This window comes from Mesorhizobium cantuariense (assembly GCF_042647205.1).
GTDB lineage: Bacteria > Pseudomonadota > Alphaproteobacteria > Rhizobiales > Rhizobiaceae > Mesorhizobium > Mesorhizobium cantuariense.
Genome location: NZ_JBHRVD010000001.1, coordinates 3,736,384 through 3,754,776 on the forward strand (window position 1 = coordinate 3,736,384; position 18,393 = coordinate 3,754,776).

Below are 18,393 nucleotides of genomic sequence, written 5' to 3' on the forward strand. Positions count from 1 at the left end.
CTCGTGACGCACGTACGAGAGAAGGATCGCTGCCGAGCTTGGAAAGGGGCTCGTCAAGCTCGTCAAGCCAGTCGGCCAATAGCCGCTCGACGTGGTCACGATAGTTGTTGATCGTTCCATCGCTTCGGCCTTTGTTCTTTGGCGGCGAGTTGCGCCTTCTCACGACCTCCGGGGGTCTCATCTCAGGCTTTCGGAGGAAGTGCGCAAGCGCGGCCTTTCGGGAGTCCGGTCGAGCGCTAGGTCGTCGGCCTGAACCCAATACAACGGATCGGTGCTGCGCGATAAGCTGGCGCGACAGACACTCGTCGTAGGGCCAATCGGTGGACCAGGAGGGTCTGGTTGAGAGCCAATCCGACCAGGACCGACAGGGCGCAGGCGACCGCAACATGCCTCTCATCATCGCTCGCCACCCGCGGACAGCTGAGCGAAGGGACGCTTCGCAACTGGCGCTGCATGCGCATCGGGCCGTTGTTCCTCAAAATCGGCAAAGCAATCCTCTACCCGAGCAGCGAGCTCGATCGCTGGGACAAATCGATCCTCGTTGTCTGCAGGTCCACGCGCAAACTGCCGTTCGACAAGGCGTCTCCACCAGAGTAGTAGAAAGGCCGTTCAGCCGTCCCGAGTGGCACTAGCGAGAAAAGATGGGCGTTCGGAATCCGTGGTTGATCGGGACGTCAGGGTACTGAGCAAATGCGATCATGCCCAAGCGTGGAAGATCACAAGTGGTCACTCAATACACGCCCCAGTTAACGACCTCAGCTCCCAAGATCCCGGCACAAGTGTCTGATATGTATGACGAATATAGTCGAAGTTTTTTGATCCACAACCATCCTTCTGGGGATCCCACACCTTCCCGCGCGGACATCGAGATGACGAAGGAGATCATCGACGCGGGCAAGCGGCTGGGCATCGCCGTGCACGACCACATCATCATCGGCAGGAAAGGCCATTCCAGCATGAAAGGTCTGTTGCTGATCTGAATTCCTGGCGTCTTCCTTCGTGTCGGTTGCTCCCTGCGACAAAAATGGGGCTGACGGCCCGTCGGATCAACAGAAAATTGCCCGCGTAGGACTCTGGCGTAGAAAAACAGGGAATAGCGAAGATGGCACGGTCACAGGAATCTCAGTGAAACGAATTGGCTCGCTTCAGAGAACTCACCCGCGATCCGCTTGTGCCACGACGCTATGCATCAACACATCGAAGCCGGGCGATATCTCTTCCTTTGTCGTAAACTCCGCATTGTTGTGCGTGATGCCATCCTTGCATGGGGTAAAGATCATCGTGGTCGGACAAATGCGCGTCATGAAGTAGGCATCGTGGCCGGCCTGGCTCGGCAGGTCGCGATGGCTGTACCCCAGTTCTTGCGCCTTCCGTCGCACCAGATTGACCAGCGCGCGGTCGAATATCCTGCCTCCCCACTCCCAGGTGTCGAGGATCTTGGCCTCGCACGCCGCTAGCGTTGCTGCCTCCGTCACCGCGGCATGCATGCGATCGGCCATTGCCCTGGCCGTATCCGGGTCATCATGGCGCACGTCGCAGACCGCCTGCGACCAGTCGGAGAGAATGCCTGGCTTGTTGGGCCAGGCGACCAAACGCGCAGCGGTCGCCTTGCCGCCCGTTGCTGAATATTCCCATCCAATGTCGTCCACGGCTACGAGCAGCCGGGCGGCGGCCAGAAGCGCATTGTGGCGCTTGTCCATTGGCGTCGGGCCGGTATGTGCTGTCTCGCCGCGAAACTCGACGAGTGCGCCATAAGAAGCGTAGCCATGGGTGACGACGCCAACCTGCACCTTCTCCGCATCGAGCACCGGGCCCTGTTCGATGTGCAGTTCGAAATAGCTGTCGATCGACCGGCCGCCGACAGGCGTCTCGCCAAGGTAGCCTATGCGTTTCAATTCATCGCCGAATGTCGGGCCGTCATCGGAAGGTCGGGCATGCACCCAGTCGAGCGCGTATTGGCCGGCGAAGCATCCCGAAGCGACCATCGGCGGGGAGAACCTTGCACCCTCCTCGTTTGTCCAGTTGACGATTTCGATCGGCCGCCTGGTGACGTGGCCGACATCGTTCAGGGCACGGACCAGCTCAAGCCCGGCAAGCACGCCGGCAATACCGTCGAAACGACCGCCATTGGCCTGTGTGTCGAGATGGCTGCCTACTAGTACCGGCGGGAGGCTGTCATCCGCCCCTGCCCGACGCCCGAAGATGCTGCCTGCCGCGTCCACCGTGACGGCGAGACCGGCCTGCCCGCACCATTCAACGAACAGGTCGCGCATCGCCTTGTCGGCATCGCTGAGCGCGAGGCGGGACAGGCCACCTTCGCGGCCCACGCCGATTTGCGCGGACGCTTCCATCGTCGACCAGAAGCGGTCGGCATCCATGCGTCGGGTTATTGGAAAAGCCATGAAGTACCTCTCGTATAGATCCAGCCGTCAGCACCATCATGATGACGGCTACGCCCGCGTTGGGCATCGGCTGGTCAGGGGGGATGCTTGGTGTCGTCGTCGGCTCTGTTTGCTCTTGTCACCGGAAGCTCGCCGGAGGAGATCCTCTATCGCACGACTAGGGCGGTTCCCTCACTTACGAGTCGGTGAGGTGGCAATTGGTTGTTCAAGCGATTCCACCCAACAAGGCATCTTGCCTAGAGACGCGCGGGCACATGTCCTGGCAGATCCCGTGCGACAGGTTCGCGTTTGGCGACATGGTCGGGATGCGGCCAATGAGCCAACGTGGTCTCGATTTCGGCAGACAGGCCCTCGTCGGTCATCAACCCCAGCGTCTTCAACAATCCTTCCATGGCCGCCAGCCAGCACTCATAGTAATCGTCCGTATGGCCCTGCTTGGCGTGTTCGCCGTGTTCGGCCTTGGCGATCTGGCTGCTTAGCGCCTCAACCCATTGGACCCAAGTGTAGTGCCCTGCCTCGTGAAGCCTGACCACCATGGCAAATGCGCGTGCTTCCCAGGGAGCGGAGAACACCGGACCTTCTCCATCGCTGGGGATATAGGGGGCGTTGATGTTCATGCCGCACCCTCCACTTTCGTGGCCGGACCGAGATGGTCATCCCAGAGGTCGAGGAAAGAAGTATCCCTCTCGGACGCGTCCATCCCCCAAAGTTCGCGAGCGGTAAAGCGGATCGAGTAGATATGCTGTGGGCGTTCTTCGCCCAGGTTCGCCATGCTGTCGTTGAAGGTGAAAATGCCGCGATCCTGCACCACTACGCCCGTCTTGCAACGTGCATAGCGTGGCAACCTGGTGTGGCCGGGGATATTGATATTTCGCGTGACCACCTGGTCGCCGAGGCGAAAACGCGGCTCGGCGCCGATATCCCTGCGGGCCGAACCGCCGCCGGCCAGGACTGCCGCCACCATTGTTCTTGGCAAGGCGGGCGACGCGCCTTTGGGCAGTTTCGCGTCCTTCAGCTTGCGCGCATCAAGAAGTTCCTGTTGCGTGACGATGCCTTTCTTGGCCAGAAGCATCTCATAGTTGCTGAGCCATTTTTCGAAATAAGGAATGTTCAGGTAATCGCTCGGCGTGCGATTTTCGCTGGAGTGCCGGAAATCGTCAAGATTGTAGAAGCCATTCATGCCGATGGCGAGCAAAAGACCAAACACACGGCCTTCCCACTCGGCATGAAAGACCGGCTCATCGGCCTCGATCTCGATCGGCCCGAGATAATCCATACCGCCACAGTCGTGAAGGCCGTTCATGCCGATGCCCCTGCGGGGTTAGTGGCTGCCTTCGGCCGTCCAACACCAAGCATGGAGTCGCGAGTGACCAATGTGGCCAACAGTGCTTCCGACAGCCCTTCTGTACCGGCGGGGCGCTCTGGCAGCACTAGATATCTCAACTCGGCGTTGGAGTCCCAGACGCGGACTTCGGCATCCGGTGGCACGTCGACACCGAATGAATCGCGAAGGACATTTCGCGGTTCGCGGACGACCCGGGAGCGGTATTCAATTGACTTGAACCATCCCGGCGGCAGACCAAGCACCGGCCACGGATAACAGGAGCACAGCGTGCAAACGATGACATTGTGGACGGAAGGCGTGTTCTCCACCACCACCATGTCTTCGCCCTGCATGCGGGAAACGCCTAGTTCCTGCAGTGCCTCGTTGGGTTTGGCCAGCAGACGCTGCTTGTAAGCCGGGTCGGACCAGGCCCGCGCAACGACCTTGGCGCCAATGTGCGGCCCAATCTTGTTTTCGTAAGTGTCGATCAGTTCATCCACGGCAGCCGGATCGATCAATCCCTTTTGTATCAACAGGTTCTCGAGGGCCCTTACACGCACGACTATGTCGTCGGGCGGTGCGTGATGATGGTGATCGGCGTCATGTCCTTCTTCGCTCATCTCGTTCTTCCTGTCCCCTGAACGCCCGAACTTAGTTTCCAAGGCAACATTTCACAACTGACAAATGCGGCAGCATATTGCCGCATAGCAGTATCGGTCAGAGTTCCTGGCGCCTCAGGAACCGCGCCGCGGTGACAGCGGCGATCAATGCCACACCTTGGAAAATCGGGGTGACAAAGAACGCGACGCCCATCAGTTGCAGGCCGGTAATGCCGACAGCGACCGTGAACACGGCGACGATCGTGCCCAGCACGTTGAACGTGCCGATCTTTATGGCGGTGGCGCCGAGGAATGCGGCCGAAAAAGCCGGCAACAGAAAGGCCGGCCCAACGTTCGGATTGCCGGAGCCTAGCGCGGCCGCTTGCAAGACCCCCGAGAAACCCGCAAGCAAGCCGGAGATCAGGAAACTCGAGAAGATCAGATTGCGGATGTTCAGCCCCGACAATGCAGCCGCGTCCTTCGAACTGCCAACGGCATGGAGATAGCGGCCGAACGGGGTCTGTTCGAGCACATACCATGCACAGAAGGCCACTATGGCCAGGAACACCGCCGGCATGGGAACGCCGAGCAGGCTGTTATCGGCCAGATCCGTCAGTTGGATCGGAATATTGTCGAAGAAGACGTTGCCCTGCGTGTACCAGAGCACGGAGCCGGTGACGATGACACTCATACCAAGCGTCGCGACCATGGCGTTGATGCCGATACGCGCCACCAGAACACCATTGATGGCCCCGACCAGGCCGCACATGGCGATGGCGGCCACGATGGCTGGCCAAATCGTCAGAATTCCCTGCGACGTCAGCCCCGTCACCAGGATTGCGCCAAGTCCGAGATTGGCGCCAACCGACAGGTCGAACTCACCGACCACAAGCGGAAAGATCAGAGCGATCGCCAGGATCGCAGCCACGGATTCCGTGCGCAGCAAGGTATTCAGCGTCAAAAGGCTCGGGAATGTCGTCGGATTGAGGACCGAAAAGATGACTACAAGGATGAGCAATATGGCCGGCAATGCATAGCCAGCATACCGTATCGTCCATATCGGTGTCGTTCTTGGCGCAGCGCCATCTTGAACGTTTTCCATCAATTCATTCCCTCTGACAAATAGACAAGCTCGGAAATCCTGTCGCTTGTCATGCTGGCCCCGGAGGCTTCAGCGGTGATGCGGCCCTGGTTAACGATCAGGACGCGGTGACAAAGCCGGCAAAGATCCTCGAAATCCGAGTCTATGAGCAGGACACCCATCCCCTTCGCGGCGGCATTCTCGATGATCTTGTAGATTTCGCTCTTCGATCCGATGTCGACGCCCTGGACCGGCTCGTCGAGGATAAGCAGCTTGGGATTCAAACGCAGCATGCGGCCGATGATAGCCTTCTGCTGGTTTCCGCCCGACAGCGAACCGAACCTGGCGTCCGGGTCATTGGGACGAATATCGAAACTGCCGATGATTTTCTGGACGGCGCTACGCTCGCGTCGGTGGTCGAGCTTGCCTGCCCGCCAGAACTCCGAAAGATTGGCCATGGTGACGTTTTGCGAAACTGGAAGGCGGAGGAAACCGCCCTGACGAAGACGATCCTGCGGAACGTAGCCGATACCCTTGGCCAAGGCGTCGGCCGGGCTACGAAAGCTGACCTTGCCGTCCTTCATGGCCACGTCGCCGGATGTCCGCTGCTGCGCACCAAAGATGATGCGGCCGATCTCGCTGCGGCCGGAGCCGAGCAGGCCGGCAATGCCGACGATCTCGTCCTGGCGAATATGAAGGTTGACGTCGCGGATTCGCCGCCCACAGAGATTCCTGGTTTCAAGAACTGTTCCGGAAAGACGCTCCAGTTTGGAGATTGGTGGATAGTGCGCTGCCAGGGATCGTCCGATGATCATCTCGACGAGTTCACGTTCGGTCAGGCCAGCCTTCGGTCGGGTCTGCACCAGGCGTCCGTTGCGCATGGCGGTGACCCTGTCTGCAAGTTGCAGGATCTCGTTGAGCCTGTGCGACACGTAGATGATCGACACGCCGTGCTTGACCACTGTGTTCAGCGCTTCGAACAGCCGCTTTGTTTCATCTTGCGGCAAAGCGGCGGTGGGCTCGTCGAGTACCAGTATCGGATCGACCTGATTGGTCCTGCTGCTGATCTGCAGACCACGGGCGATGGCGACCAAGGTCTGCTCGGCGAGCGAAAGATCGCGGACGAACGCCTTCGGATCGATGTTGGCGCCGATCAGATCGAGTGCCTTACTTGCCCGCCTGCGCTCTTCACTCCAGTCGATCTTCCATAAGGGACCTTTGGCGAATTCGCGCGATAGGGCAAGATTCTCCAGCACCGTCAGGTCCCCGATCAGCCCGAGATTCTGGTGGACGAAGCCAAATCCTGCCTTCAACGCGTCCACGGGCGTGAACGGGAGCGCCATTTTCTGCCCGTGGACTATGATTTCGGCGCCTTCGTCAGGAGAATGAAAGCCGGACAGACATTTGATGAATGTCGATTTGCCACAGCCATTCTCTCCGACCAACGCATGAATCTCGCCTCGCTTCAAATCGAAGTCGAAATTATGCAGGACACGTTGACCGGAGAAGCTCTTTGAGAGATTCCCGATCTGCAATGAAAGCGCGGAGTCGACCTGCATGGACATCGAGATTATTTAACGCCCCAGGCTTGGCGGTAGAAGGACTTGAAGTCGACGTCGCCGACCCAGCCGCCCTTCTCCGGGGCGTTGCCCTTGTTGATGACCTTGAAACGTATGGCGGTCGGAACCACGGGCTGGTTGTTGAACAATCGGTTCAGTTGGTCGACATGTTCGTAGCCATACCACTCCATGGCGTTGGCGAGGCTGGCATCCTGGTAGCCGTCTTTTCGGATGAAATCGAGATTGGCGAGATTGCCGTCAAAGCCAGCAGAGTGACCTTGCTTGTCGAGCCCCGCCGCGTGCAGGCCCTTGATCATGAAATTCAGAGCTGCGTCATAGCCGGCGAACAGGTAATTATAGTCGGGATGGTTGCGGACCAACGCCACCGTCTGGTCGGGCAGACGCGTTGTCAGGTCGCCGACGAGGAAGTTGTCGGTGCCCAACATCTTGCAGTCGCCGCCGGCCTCGGCGCATTCCTTCATGAATTTTTCGACACCGCTCAGCCACCATTGAACGATGGCGAACTCGCGGTCGTTCATTTCCAGCGCCCAGAGCTTGCGCCCGTTCTGCTGGTAGGCTTGCGCGGCTATCGCATAGCCGGCTTCGACCGAGGCATCCTGACTGGGATTTACGGTGTCGTAGAGGCCGTCCTGGTTTGCACTGGCGGCCGAGACGATCTTGATGCCCGCGGCCCTGGCTTCCTTGAGAGCGCCCTGCACCTGCTTGGCGTCGACAGCCATGATGGAAATACCATCGGCATGGATGGATATGGCCTTGCGGATGGCATTGGCAATGGTCGACAGATCGCCACCGCCATCGATAAGCACCGACTTCCAGCCGACGACTGTCGCCGCTTCCTGGGTGGAGCGGGCAACCCGCGCGCATCCCTCGGCCCCCATGGAGCACGGGATGATGACGATGGTCTTGTTCTTGGCGATCGCCGGACCGCTGTTTGGCGGCGTGGCGGTCTGCGTCTTGGTGGCGTCTTCAGTGATCTTGGTCGCGCGCGCATTGAATGCGTCCAGATCCTCCGCCATCGCACTTGCGGTCAAGCTTGTGGTAACCAGCGCGATCGCGCCGGCTGCTATCAGTTTTTTCATCGATCCCTCATTGGGTTTTGTTTGAGTTTCGGCTAAGCGATGCCCGGCCGGGGCGGGCAGTCGGTTGATTGTTTTCGATGGGTCGCAGACATAGCAAAGCCATGGAGCGCTGATGCCTGACAGCCAAGCTGGCCGCCTGGAAACGCGCGCAAACCGCCTCTACTCACTTCTGCATTGCCGGAATTCGCGACAGGCCTGGTCACACCGATCCGAAACAGATCGACCAGACGGCTTCCGTGAATGAGGCATTATGTTCGTGGATCAGGCCACGAAGGTCCCCTTATGCTTCATGTTGTTCACCCTCTTTTTTGTTATTCGGTTCCTGCTGCCATCCCAGCAGATCGCAACCGCTTATGCCGCATCAAGCCTGTTAGCCAATCGCAGGGCACCTTTCATAAACACTATATATTCAATATTTTCCTTTTCAACTATTTTTTGCCAAGCGACGTGATTTTTAGAATGCGCTGTCACTGGCCTGAGCAAGGATTGGAAGTCGGTTTCGGCCGAAGCTACGCCAGGAGCAAAACCGCGAGGCGGCGGCAAGCATGGAGCGCCCGACGGCCTGTCTTCCAGGGTGCTCATAGCGCAACACCGATCGATTTGACTTCGGTGTAGAGCTGGATCGCTTCATATCCCTGCTCGCGGCCCCAGCCTGACTGTTTGAAACCACCGAAGGGCAGAGCCGGGTCGACGACATGGTGGGTATTGATGCCGATGGTGCCTGCCTTCAGCCGTTTTGCGACCTTGTGGGCGGTGCTGAGATCCCGGGTGAAGACGCCTGCCGCCAGCCCATAGATCGAGTCGTTGGCCTCCCGAACGACGGCATCGATGCCATCGTCATCGAAACTGGCGGCGCATAGCACCGGTCCGAAAATCTCCTCGCGAACAACCGACATGTGATTGCGCGTGTTGGCAAGGATGGTCGGCTGCAGGAAGTAGCCGACGTCACCGACGCGCCTGCCGCCTGCGAAAAGCTCGGCGCCTTCACTGACACCCGCTTCGATATAGCCGCGCACCTTCTGGAACTGCTCGTCGGATACGAGCGGGCCGATCTGGCTGATCGGATCGAGGCCCGGCCCGACAGGCATTTTCTCAGCCAGCCGCGCGACACCATCCAGCACGGCATCGGAGACATTCCTGTGGACATAGAGCCGGGTGCCGGCCGAACAGGTCTGGCCCATATTGTAGAAGATGCCGGATGCGACAGCCGGAATGGCCTTTTCGAGATCGGCGTCGGGAAAGACGATCATTGGCGACTTGCCCCCGAGTTCCAGAGATACCTTCTTCAGATTGCCTTGCGCGGCAGCGAGGATCTTGCGTCCGACTTCGGTGGACCCGGTAAAGGCGATCTTGTCGACATCTGGATGGGCGGCAAGGGCGGCACCCGCCGTTTCGCCGAAGCCGGTGACGACATTGAACACGCCGGCCGGAAAGCCGACTTCCTCGACCAGTTCGGCCAGGCGTAGCGCCGTCAGCGGAGTCTGCTCGGCTGGTTTCAGGATGATGGTACAGCCGGCGGCGAGCGCTGGCGCAATCTTCCATACCGCCATCATGAAGGAGAAATTCCACGGCACGATCTGGCCGCACACGCCTACCGGCTCGCGCAACGTGTAAGCATGGAATGGCGCTGCCGACGACAGCGCTATGGTCTGGCCGGTGATCTTCGTGCTCCAGCCCGCCATGTAGCGCAGCAGTTCGTAGGAGAAAGCGACATCGCCGAAGCGGGCGTCGTTGACCGGCTTGCCGTTGTCCAGCGCCTCGATCTGGGCGATTTCGTCGGCGTGTTTCTCGACAAGGTCGCCCAGCCGCCAAACCAGCTTGCCGCGGTCGGCCGGCGTCATCCTTGCCCAGGGGCCGTCATCGAAGGCGCGGCGCGCGGCCGCCACGGCGCGATCGATGTCGACTTTGTCGCCGGCTGGCACATGATCAAAGATCAGGCCGGTGGCCGGATCGATCACCGCGAACGTCTCGCCCGAAGCGGCTGTCACCCACTTACCGTCGATGTAGAGCTTCTTCTGTTTGCCGACGAATTTCTCGGCGTCAGGACCCAGCCGTTTCAAGGTGACGGGTGCGTTCATGTCGATCTCCTCGTGAATTGTGGCGGCGTCAAAACCGTCAGGCTTTGCTGGAAACTTCCTGGCTGGTGACCAATGTCACCTCGCCGTCGAGGATGGGTTTGGCGATGCCGAAGAAGCGCGCGACGACTGGCGAGCCGTTGTGCGTGTCCATGGCTGCCTGGTCGGCGAAGCGTTCATAGGTGGTGAAAACGCGAGGATCGGAAAGGTCTTGGGAAACGAAGAACCCGACAGTCGCCGCCTCGTTTTCGCGGACATGTTCCGCGACCTCCAGGAGCGCCTGTGACATGGCCTGCTCGTAGCCTTTGCGGGCACGGATGATTGCGGTGATCGTCAACATTTTGGCCTCGTTCGTTAGGAATTGATGGATGTGGCGTTGCCGGCCGAGCCATGGGGTGCCAGATGGAAGCGTGCCAATATCCTATATATTCAATATTTCACTTTTCAAGTACTTTTTCCGAGCCAAACCCACCCATCTCGCTTTGCAGGGATAGATCGAAGGAAACAGCCGCCTTGGAACGAAACGGCGTTAAGCGGGAGTAGATTGGCGCGACGCGCTCAGCACGCGGCCCGCAAAACCAGGCGTCACCGTACGACGAGGTGCGTGGTAGGGTTGGTTGGTCCTAGTCTAAGCAATTGAAAGCTTGCAGAACCTGGAACTCGGTACCGTCGGCACGCGCCAGAAACGTTGCGCCACATGCTGAACCATTGCGGATAACGACTTCTCCGCGCGCACCACGGTATTTCAGTCCTTCGAGCGCGGCGGTGAGATGGACCGTCGACAGGCTTTGCGCTTTGTTGGCCATGGCATGCAAGAACTGCAGCGCCTCATAGCAGGCCTCGCTGAGCACGCCCTGGACCGGGGCGGTGAGGCCGAAAGCCTCTCGGTAGCGCTTGAGGAAACGCAAATTATCGGGCGTTGCGAGCGCGTTGAAGTAGCCGGCGGCACAATAAAGATTTGCCGTGTTCTCCGCGCCGATCGCCATCAGCGTGTTTTCCTCGATAGCACCGGAGAACCTGATGATCGACTGGCTCAAGCCCCTGTCGGCGAACCCCCGGTTGAAAGGCACGCATTCCGCACCGACCAGCGATTCGAAGACGATGTCTGGGCTGGCTTCTGCCACGAGATCGATCAGGCGCTCAGTCCGACCCTGGCCAATGCCCGCATATTCCTCGCCGACGACCTCACCGCCATTTTCCTCGATAAATCGCCGCACCCACTGGTGCGACGCACGCGGCCAGACATAGTCATTGCCAACCAGGAACCAGCGCCGCGCCTTGCGGTTCTCCATCAACCAGCGCACCGGTCCGGGAAATTGCTGCTCGGGGACATCGCCTATTGCAAAGACCCCTGCCCGTTCCTCGCCGCCTTCGTAGAGAGGCGCGAAGACGTAGGGGATCCGCCCGGCGAACGCTTCGCTCAATGCAACGCGCACCGAGGACAGATGCACGCCGACAAGCACCTCCGCGCCATCCCTCTCCACCAATTCGCGCGCTCGTTCCACCACAGCGGCCGGACTGCCGCCTGCGTCCGCCGCCAGCAGCTCGACCTGGCGTCCCAGAATGCCGCCCCGCTCGTTGATCTCGGCGGCCGCCAGGACCGCGCTGTATTGACAGGAAGGGCCCCATATGGCGTCAGCACCCTGGAAAGGAACCAGAAGGCCAATCCTCACCGGCCGTTTGGGAACGACACGGAAAGAGTGCGTATCGGAATGGCCGACATTCCATCGCCGCGTCTTCACCGGCCTTACGGCGCGGGCCAGGGAATCGGCCTGGCCTGGCACACACCGGCCGACCTCGACCCTGTCGGCCGAATGCCGTGCTGAGGAGACCCTGCCTGCTGGGGCCATTAGCTGTGCCGCCTGATTTGAACGGTTGTGAAGTCACTGTCTTTCGTTTGCAGCGTAAATCATATACATAGTTTCCGATTAAACAATTATAGAATCAAATATCATGCAGCGCCGTCCCCTCAGCGAGCACCTGTCGCACCTCCTGGCCCAGGCAAATCGGCACATCAGCAGGCAGCTCAACGCCGAGGGCGTCTCGCTCGACCAGTGGCGCCTGATGATGGCGCTGTCTGAAGTCGGCGGCTCGACCATGGGCAAACTGGCCGACGAACTGGCGATAAATCACCCGACGCTGACGAAACTGGTCGATCGAATGGTCGAGGAAGCGCTGGTTTACCGCGTTCCCGACCCCAGCGATCGCCGCAAGGTACGCATGTTCCTGTCCGACAAGGGCGCCGCCCTTCTGGAAAGCCAGAACCGCCGAGTGCAGGACCATGAGGCGCGCGTCGAAGGCTCCTATGGGAACGAGGACACCAAGAAGCTCCGCGACATGCTTGAGACATTCATCAAACAGATCAGTTGAAGGTCGGCCCGCATCCTGGGGACCTACGCGAGCGACGGCCGTGGGCGGCAGCGCGAAATTCTATTTGTCCATAAATGGTAGCCGCAAACGCCTTGCGGCGACGAGACGCGAACACTCGCCTTTCAGTCCAGACTGCATATCATGAAAAGCCGGGCTATATCCGATCGAGGAGACGTGACGCGGAATCAAAAAACACCGTGTCTAGCCGTGCGTCCAAACGACTCACGCTGAACGCTAATGACTGAGCGTGATGATCACGGGGGAGCACACAAGACCGCCCCCAACTACCGCACCCTTGTTGTTACGAACCACCCTGTTTCCCATTATTTTTCAAATAGTTACCAAGACACTTGCGGTACTCCACAACCACCCGTCAGGCGATCCGACACCATCGCGGGCCGATATCGAGATGACGAAGGAGATCATCGAGGCCGGCAAGCGTCTGGGCATTGCCATCCACGACCACATCATCATCGGGCGCAAAGGCCATGCCAGCATGAAGGGCCTGCTGTTGATCTAGGAACGGCCCTCTCGAAGGGTCGTGGCGGCAAAAAAAGCGGCATTTTTGCCGTCAAGATAGTCGGCTCTGGAGTTTCGATCGCAAATCAAGCATGATGCACTTGGTTTTTCCTGGGACACCTTCTCGCGCCCTTGAATGCCGGGAGGACGGGACATGGCCGTAGCGCTTGTACTCGTTTTGATCGTTGTGGGCTCAGTGTTGTTTCACCTCCTGAGCCCATGGTGGTGGACGCCTATTGCCTCGAACTGGGGCTATATCGACAACACCATCATCATCACCTTCTGGATCACCGGTGTCGTCTTCGCCGCCGTGGTTCTGTTCATGGCCTATTGCGTCTTCCGCTTCCGTCATCGGGAAGGGAACCGGGCTGCCTACGAACCGGAGAACAAGCGGCTCGAATCGTGGCTGACAATCGTCACCGCGGTTGGGGTCACGGCGTTGCTGATTCCCGGCCTGTTCGTCTGGAACCGGTTCGTCAACGTTCCCAGCGACGCAACCGTGGTCGAAGTCGTCGGCCAGCAGTGGCAGTGGAGTTTCCGTCTGCCCGGCAAGGACGGCAAGCTTGGCACATCCGACACCCGCGAGGTCACCGCGGACAATCCGCTGGGCGTGATCGCCGGCGATCCCAATGGTCAGGACGATGTCGTGGTCGAAGCGGCTGATCTGCATTTGCCGGTCGGCAAACCGGTCAAGATGCTGCTCCGCTCGATCGATGTGCTACATGATTTTTATGTGCCGGAATTCCGCGCCAAGATGGACATGATCCCGGGCTCGGTCACCTATTTCTGGTTCACTCCGATCAAGACCGGAACCTTTCAGGTCCTGTGCGCCGAGCTTTGCGGCCAAGGCCACCCTTTGATGAACGGCATCGTCATGGTCGACACCGAGCAGGACTATGTGGCCTGGCTCGACCAGCAGCAGACGTTCGCGCAATTATCGGCGCCCCAGCAGACGGGCTCGGCGCAACAGGCGCCGAGCAACGCCATGGCATCAGCTTTGAAAGTTGCGGCAAAACTCGAAACTGTCGGGTCCCGCTGAAAAGGGCACGGAGGTGCTCCTCCTATGGTCGATATCACGCCTGCAGATGCCGTCCCGGCCGCCGAAGTCGCGGAAATGGAACTCTACCATCCGCACAGCTGGTGGACGAAGTATGTCTTCTCGCAGGATGCCAAGGTCATCGCCATCCAGTATTCGGCGACGGCGATCGGGATCGGCATGGTCGCGCTGGTGCTGTCCTGGCTGATGCGGCTGCAACTCGGTTTCCCCAGCACGTTCGACTTCATCACCCCGGAAGCCTACTACCAGTTCATCACCATGCACGGCATGATCATGGTGATCTATTTGCTCACGGCACTCTTTCTCGGCGGCTTCGGCAACTACCTGATCCCGCTGATGGTCGGGGCTCGCGACATGGTTTTCCCCTATGTCAACATGCTGAGCTACTGGATCTATCTGCTTGCCGTGCTGGTTCTGGTGTCGAGTTTCTTTGCGCCCGGCGGACCGACGGGGGCGGCTGGACGCTCTATCCGCCGCAAGCCATCATGACCGGCACGCCTGGCGGCCAGGACTGGGGCATCATCCTGATGCTCGTCTCGCTGATCCTGTTCATCATCGGCTTCACCATGGGCGGCCTGAACTATGTGGTGACGGTGCTGCAGGGCCGCACGCGCGGCATGACGCTGATGCGCCTGCCACTGACGGTCTGGGGCATCTTCACCGCCACCGTCATGGCGCTGCTCGCCTTCCCGGCGCTGTTCGTCGCCTGCGTGATGATGCTGTTTGACCGTGCGCTCGGCACCTCCTTCTTCATGCCGGCGGTTGTCGAGATGGGTCAACAATTGCAGCATGGCGGCGGCAGCCCGATCCTGTTCCAGCATCTGTTCTGGTTCTTCGGCCACCCCGAGGTCTACATCGTGGCGCTTCCGGCCTTCGGTATCGTCTCCGACCTGATCAGCACCCACGCGCGCAAGAACATTTTTGGCTACCGGATGATGGTCTGGGCCATCGTCGGCATCGGCGCGCTGAGCTTCGTGGTCTGGGCGCACCACATGTATGTCAGCGGCATGCACCCCTATTTCGGCTTCTTCTTCGCCACCACGACCCTGATCATCGCCGTCCCGACCGCCATCAAGGTCTACAATTGGGTGCTGACGCTGTGGCGCGGCGACATCCATCTGACCATACCGATGCTTTTTGCCATGGCCTTCATCGTCACCTTCGTCAATGGCGGGTTAACCGGGCTGTTTCTCGGCAACGTCGTCGTCGACGTCCCGCTATCCGACACCATGTTCGTCGTCGCCCATTTCCACATGGTCATGGGCGTCGCTCCGATCACCGTGATCTTCGGCGCGATCTACCACTGGTACCCGAAGGTCACCGGCCGGATGCTGAACGAGACGCTGGGCCAGTTCCATTTCTGGGTCACGTTCCTTGGCGCCTATCTGATTTTCTTCCCCATGCACTACATCGGCCTGATGGGCGTGCCGCGGCGCTACAACGAACTGTCCAATATGACGATCATGACGGAGTCGGCCCACCACCTAAACTCCTTCATCAGCATCATGGCGTTCATCGTCGGCTTTGCCCAGATCGTGTTCCTGTTCAATCTGATCTGGAGCATCCGCCATGGCCGTGAGGCCGGCGGCAATCCGTGGCGCGCCACGACGCTCGAATGGCAGACGTCCGAAACCCCGCCGACCCATGGCAATTTCGGCAAGGATCTGCCGATCGTCTATCGCTGGGCTTATGACTATAGCGTGCCGGGCGCCAAGGAGGATTTCATCCCACAGAACGTGCCGGGATCTTTCGGCCCCTCAAAGGAGCCGGCATGAGCGTCATCATAGTCTTCCTGTTCGTCATCGCCGGCTTTGCCGGATGGTGGCTTTCCCATCAGCGGCTGATGTCGAGGCCATGGCTCGAGCAAGGTCTGGCCGGGGACGTTGTCGCCTTCGACCGGTCAGCGCTGCCAACCGCCAAGATCGGCCTCGGTGTCTTCCTCGCCGTCGTCGGCTGTCTGTTCGCACTCTTCACCAGCGCCTACTTCATGCGCATGGCGCTGTCGGACTGGCAGCCCCTGCCGCTCCCCCGCCTGCTCTGGCTCAACACCGGCGTGCTCATCTTGAGCAGCGTCGCATTGCAATGCGCCGTGGTCGCCGCGCGCAAGCGGCAGATCGACATGGTCAGACTCGGCCTCGCCACAGCCGGGCTCACGGCGCTTGCCTTCCTGGTCGGGCAGTTGGTGGCATGGCGGCAGTTGACCGACGACGGCTATCTGCTGAGTTCCAATCCGGCCAATAGCTTTTTCTACCTGATCACCGGCATGCATGGCCTGCACATACTGGGCGGGCTGGTGGGCCTCGGCAGAACGACCGCCGGCGCCTGGAATGGAGCGCGGCCGGAACGGCTTCGCCTCGGCATCGAGCTGTGCGCCATGTACTGGCATTTCCTGCTCTTCGTCTGGCTCGCCATCTTCGCCCTGCTGGCCGGTTGGGCCGCGACGTTCATCGACATTTGCCGACAGTTGCTGACTTAGGGATCAAGCGGATGGCAGAGACACTGACGCATATCGGCCAAACGGAGCCACGGCCCGCAGGCTGGCAAGGCATTGCCGCCGACTGGTCCTCGGATCAGCGTGCGTTCAAGAACGTGTCCTGGGGCAAGGCCATGATGTGGATCTTCCTGCTCAGTGACACCTTCATCTTCGGCTGCTTCCTGCTCTCCTACATGACCGCCCGCATTTCGACCCGCGTGCCATGGCCCAATCCGAGCGAGGTCTTTGCGCTTCGTATCGGCGGCTCGGATATCCCGCTGATCCTTATTGCCATCATGACCTTTGTGCTGATTTCAAGCAGCGGAACGATGGCCATGGCGGTCAATTTCGGCTATCGCCGCGACCGCCGCAAGACGGCAATTCTCATGCTTCTGACCGCGGCACTCGGCGCGACCTTTGTCGGCATGCAAGCCTTCGAATGGACCAAGCTGATCACTGAAGGGGTGCGGCCCTGGGGCAATCCCTGGGGCGCCGCACAATTCGGTTCATCTTTCTTCATGATCACCGGTTTCCACGGCACCCATGTGACGATCGGGGTGATCTTCCTGATCATCGTGGCGCGAAAGGTCTGGCGCGGAGACTATGACACCGGACGGCGCGGCTTCTTCACCAGCCGCACGGCCGCTATGAGAACGTCGAGATCATGGGGCTGTACTGGCACTTCGTCGATCTGGTCTGGGTGTTCATCTTCGCGTTCTTCTATCTTTGGTGAGAGGCAGATATGGCTGAAGCAACCGCAAACGGCCTAGGGCAACACGCACTTCACGCTGGTCATGCGCATGACGCGCCGGCGACCGGCATCGCCGATGCGGAGGTCCACCAGGAGCACCCGATCAAGCTCTATCTGGTGGTCTGGGCATGGCTGTTCATCCTCAGCGCATGCTCCTACATGGTCGATTATTTCGGTCTCCACGGCTATCTCAGATGGTCGCTGATCCTGATCTTCATGATGCTCAAGGCGGGCCTGATCGTCGCCTTCTTCATGCACATGGCCTGGGAACGGCTGGCGCTGACCTACGCGATCATCCTGCCGCCGATACTGGTGCTGGTGTTCGTGGCAATGATGGTCTTCGAAGCCGACTACACGCTTTTCACCCGGCTGGCGTTTTTCGGATCCGGCCCCTGACGCGCAAACCGGATTTGCCTATGGCATTTCCGGTCAGGACCCTTGCATGCGACGTGCGTCCAGTTCGGTTGCCGGCGCCTTGAAACAATCGGCAGCTGGTCCATTTTTGTTAGAGCATGATCCCGAAAAATGGATCCGGTTTTCGCTGCGCTGATCCCCGTGCGTCGCGAACTCCGGCAAGGGAGGCCAAGATGACGATCGCAAACAGACTGAAGGACTTCATCGACGGCAAGGGAATTTCCTACGACACCGTCGCTCATCATCGCACTTCAACAAGCCGACAGTCGGCAATAGCCGCGCATGTGCCCGGCAGCATCATGGCGAAATCCGTGGTCGTTCACCACGAGCTTGGCTATACGCTGGCCGTGGTTCCGAGCACCCACAGGATCGAACTTGGCAGGTTGCAAGACGTCATGAACAAGCGTCTCGGACTCGCCTCCGAAGACGAGGTGATTTCGCTCTTCGGTGATTGCGACACCGGCGCCATCCCGCCGATCGGCGCAGCTTACGATGTGCCGGTGATTGTCGATGAGAGCCTTGGCGATGCCGCCGACATCTACTTCGAAGGCGGCGACCATAGAACGCTGGTGCATGTCAGTGGCGAGGATTTCCGCAACCTGACCATGGGCGCACACCAGGCTCGCTTCAGTCACCCGGCTTACTGACGGCTTCGATCAGACTTGCACC

The 18,393-nt window shown here is 59.7% G+C and carries 16 protein-coding genes and 4 pseudogenes; 10 read left to right on the plus strand and 10 right to left on the minus strand.

What is annotated here, in order from left to right:
• Window positions 1-420: 420 nt before the first annotated feature.
• Both ACFOJ9_RS18090 and ACFOJ9_RS18095 read left to right on the plus strand, forming a co-directional pair.
• Window positions 421-597 carry a DNA-binding protein gene (locus ACFOJ9_RS18090; protein ID WP_378987869.1) on the plus strand — a complete coding sequence of 59 codons (177 nt, stop codon included), beginning with the start codon at window positions 421-423 and terminating at the stop codon, window positions 595-597.
• A gap of 218 nt (window positions 598-815) precedes the next feature.
• Window positions 816-980, plus strand: a pseudogene (locus ACFOJ9_RS18095) (JAB domain-containing protein); the annotation flags it as partial.
• A 174-nt stretch (window positions 981-1,154) separates the two neighbouring features.
• Here the strand turns inward: ACFOJ9_RS18095 and ACFOJ9_RS18100 are convergent.
• From ACFOJ9_RS18100 to ACFOJ9_RS18145, 10 genes are all read right to left on the minus strand, one after another.
• On the minus strand, window positions 1,155-2,402 hold the full coding sequence (locus tag ACFOJ9_RS18100; RefSeq protein WP_378980266.1) for a Zn-dependent hydrolase: 1,248 nt from the start codon (window positions 2,400-2,402) through the stop codon (window positions 1,155-1,157).
• Window positions 2,403-2,638: 236 nt separating this feature from the next.
• On the minus strand, window positions 2,639-3,019 hold the full coding sequence (locus ACFOJ9_RS18105; RefSeq protein WP_378980267.1) for a nitrile hydratase accessory protein: 381 nt from the start codon (window positions 3,017-3,019) through the stop codon (window positions 2,639-2,641).
• Window positions 3,016-3,705, minus strand: coding sequence for a nitrile hydratase subunit beta (gene nthB / locus ACFOJ9_RS18110; RefSeq protein ID WP_378980268.1), 690 nt, complete (start codon window positions 3,703-3,705; stop codon window positions 3,016-3,018). Before nthB ends, ACFOJ9_RS18105 begins: the two co-directional genes overlap by 4 nt.
• Window positions 3,702-4,346, minus strand: coding sequence for a nitrile hydratase subunit alpha (gene nthA / locus ACFOJ9_RS18115; protein WP_378980269.1), 645 nt, complete (start codon window positions 4,344-4,346; stop codon window positions 3,702-3,704). Before nthA ends, nthB begins: the two co-directional genes overlap by 4 nt.
• 97 nt (window positions 4,347-4,443) lie before the next feature.
• Entirely contained in the window at window positions 4,444-5,427 is a 984-nt protein-coding gene (locus tag ACFOJ9_RS18120) for an ABC transporter permease (protein WP_378980270.1), read from the minus strand.
• A complete protein-coding gene (locus ACFOJ9_RS18125) occupies window positions 5,427-6,971 on the minus strand; it encodes a sugar ABC transporter ATP-binding protein (RefSeq protein WP_378980271.1) in 1,545 nt (514 codons plus the stop codon). Before ACFOJ9_RS18125 ends, ACFOJ9_RS18120 begins: the two co-directional genes overlap by 1 nt.
• Before the next feature lie 5 nt (window positions 6,972-6,976).
• Window positions 6,977-8,065, minus strand: a complete 1,089-nt coding sequence (locus ACFOJ9_RS18130) for a substrate-binding domain-containing protein (RefSeq protein WP_378980272.1) — start codon at window positions 8,063-8,065, stop codon at window positions 6,977-6,979.
• A gap of 578 nt (window positions 8,066-8,643) precedes the next feature.
• Entirely contained in the window at window positions 8,644-10,143 is a 1,500-nt protein-coding gene (locus ACFOJ9_RS18135; protein WP_378980273.1) for an aldehyde dehydrogenase family protein, read from the minus strand.
• Window positions 10,144-10,180: 37 nt separating this feature from the next.
• Window positions 10,181-10,480 (minus strand): putative quinol monooxygenase, encoded by a 300-nt coding sequence (locus ACFOJ9_RS18140; protein ID WP_378980274.1) that lies wholly within the window; start codon window positions 10,478-10,480, stop codon window positions 10,181-10,183.
• Window positions 10,481-10,763: 283 nt separating this feature from the next.
• Window positions 10,764-11,990: a substrate-binding domain-containing protein gene (locus ACFOJ9_RS18145; protein ID WP_378980275.1), complete on the minus strand. Its 1,227-nt coding sequence runs from the start codon at window positions 11,988-11,990 to the stop codon at window positions 10,764-10,766.
• A 103-nt stretch (window positions 11,991-12,093) separates the two neighbouring features.
• Between ACFOJ9_RS18145 and ACFOJ9_RS18150 the strand changes: the two genes are divergently transcribed.
• The 8 genes and pseudogenes from ACFOJ9_RS18150 to ACFOJ9_RS18185 all read left to right on the plus strand — a co-directional run bounded on the left by ACFOJ9_RS18150 (window position 12,094) and on the right by ACFOJ9_RS18185 (window position 18,371).
• Window positions 12,094-12,510, plus strand: coding sequence for a MarR family winged helix-turn-helix transcriptional regulator (locus tag ACFOJ9_RS18150; RefSeq protein WP_378980276.1), 417 nt, complete (start codon window positions 12,094-12,096; stop codon window positions 12,508-12,510).
• Window positions 12,511-12,865: 355 nt separating this feature from the next.
• Window positions 12,866-13,030 (plus strand): annotated as a pseudogene (locus tag ACFOJ9_RS18155) (JAB domain-containing protein); the annotation flags it as partial.
• Between the two features lie 153 nt (window positions 13,031-13,183).
• On the plus strand, window positions 13,184-14,068 hold the full coding sequence (locus ACFOJ9_RS18160; protein WP_378980277.1) for a cytochrome c oxidase subunit II: 885 nt from the start codon (window positions 13,184-13,186) through the stop codon (window positions 14,066-14,068).
• 24 nt (window positions 14,069-14,092) lie between these two features.
• Window positions 14,093-15,861 (plus strand): annotated as a pseudogene (locus ACFOJ9_RS18165) (cytochrome c oxidase subunit I).
• Complete coding sequence (locus ACFOJ9_RS18170) at window positions 15,858-16,562, plus strand: cytochrome c oxidase subunit 3 (protein WP_378980278.1); 705 nt, start codon at window positions 15,858-15,860, stop codon at window positions 16,560-16,562. The pseudogene ACFOJ9_RS18165 and the gene ACFOJ9_RS18170 overlap by 4 nt, the downstream one beginning before the upstream one ends.
• An 11-nt stretch (window positions 16,563-16,573) precedes the next feature.
• A pseudogene (locus ACFOJ9_RS18175) lies at window positions 16,574-17,292 on the plus strand (heme-copper oxidase subunit III family protein).
• 9 nt (window positions 17,293-17,301) lie between these two features.
• The gene (locus tag ACFOJ9_RS18180) at window positions 17,302-17,706 is read left to right on the plus strand and encodes a cytochrome C oxidase subunit IV family protein (RefSeq protein ID WP_378980279.1); all 405 of its coding nucleotides are present in this window, start codon (window positions 17,302-17,304) and stop codon (window positions 17,704-17,706) included.
• A gap of 191 nt (window positions 17,707-17,897) precedes the next feature.
• The gene (locus ACFOJ9_RS18185) at window positions 17,898-18,371 is read left to right on the plus strand and encodes an aminoacyl-tRNA deacylase (RefSeq protein ID WP_378980280.1); all 474 of its coding nucleotides are present in this window, start codon (window positions 17,898-17,900) and stop codon (window positions 18,369-18,371) included.
• Window positions 18,372-18,393 lie beyond the last annotated feature (22 nt).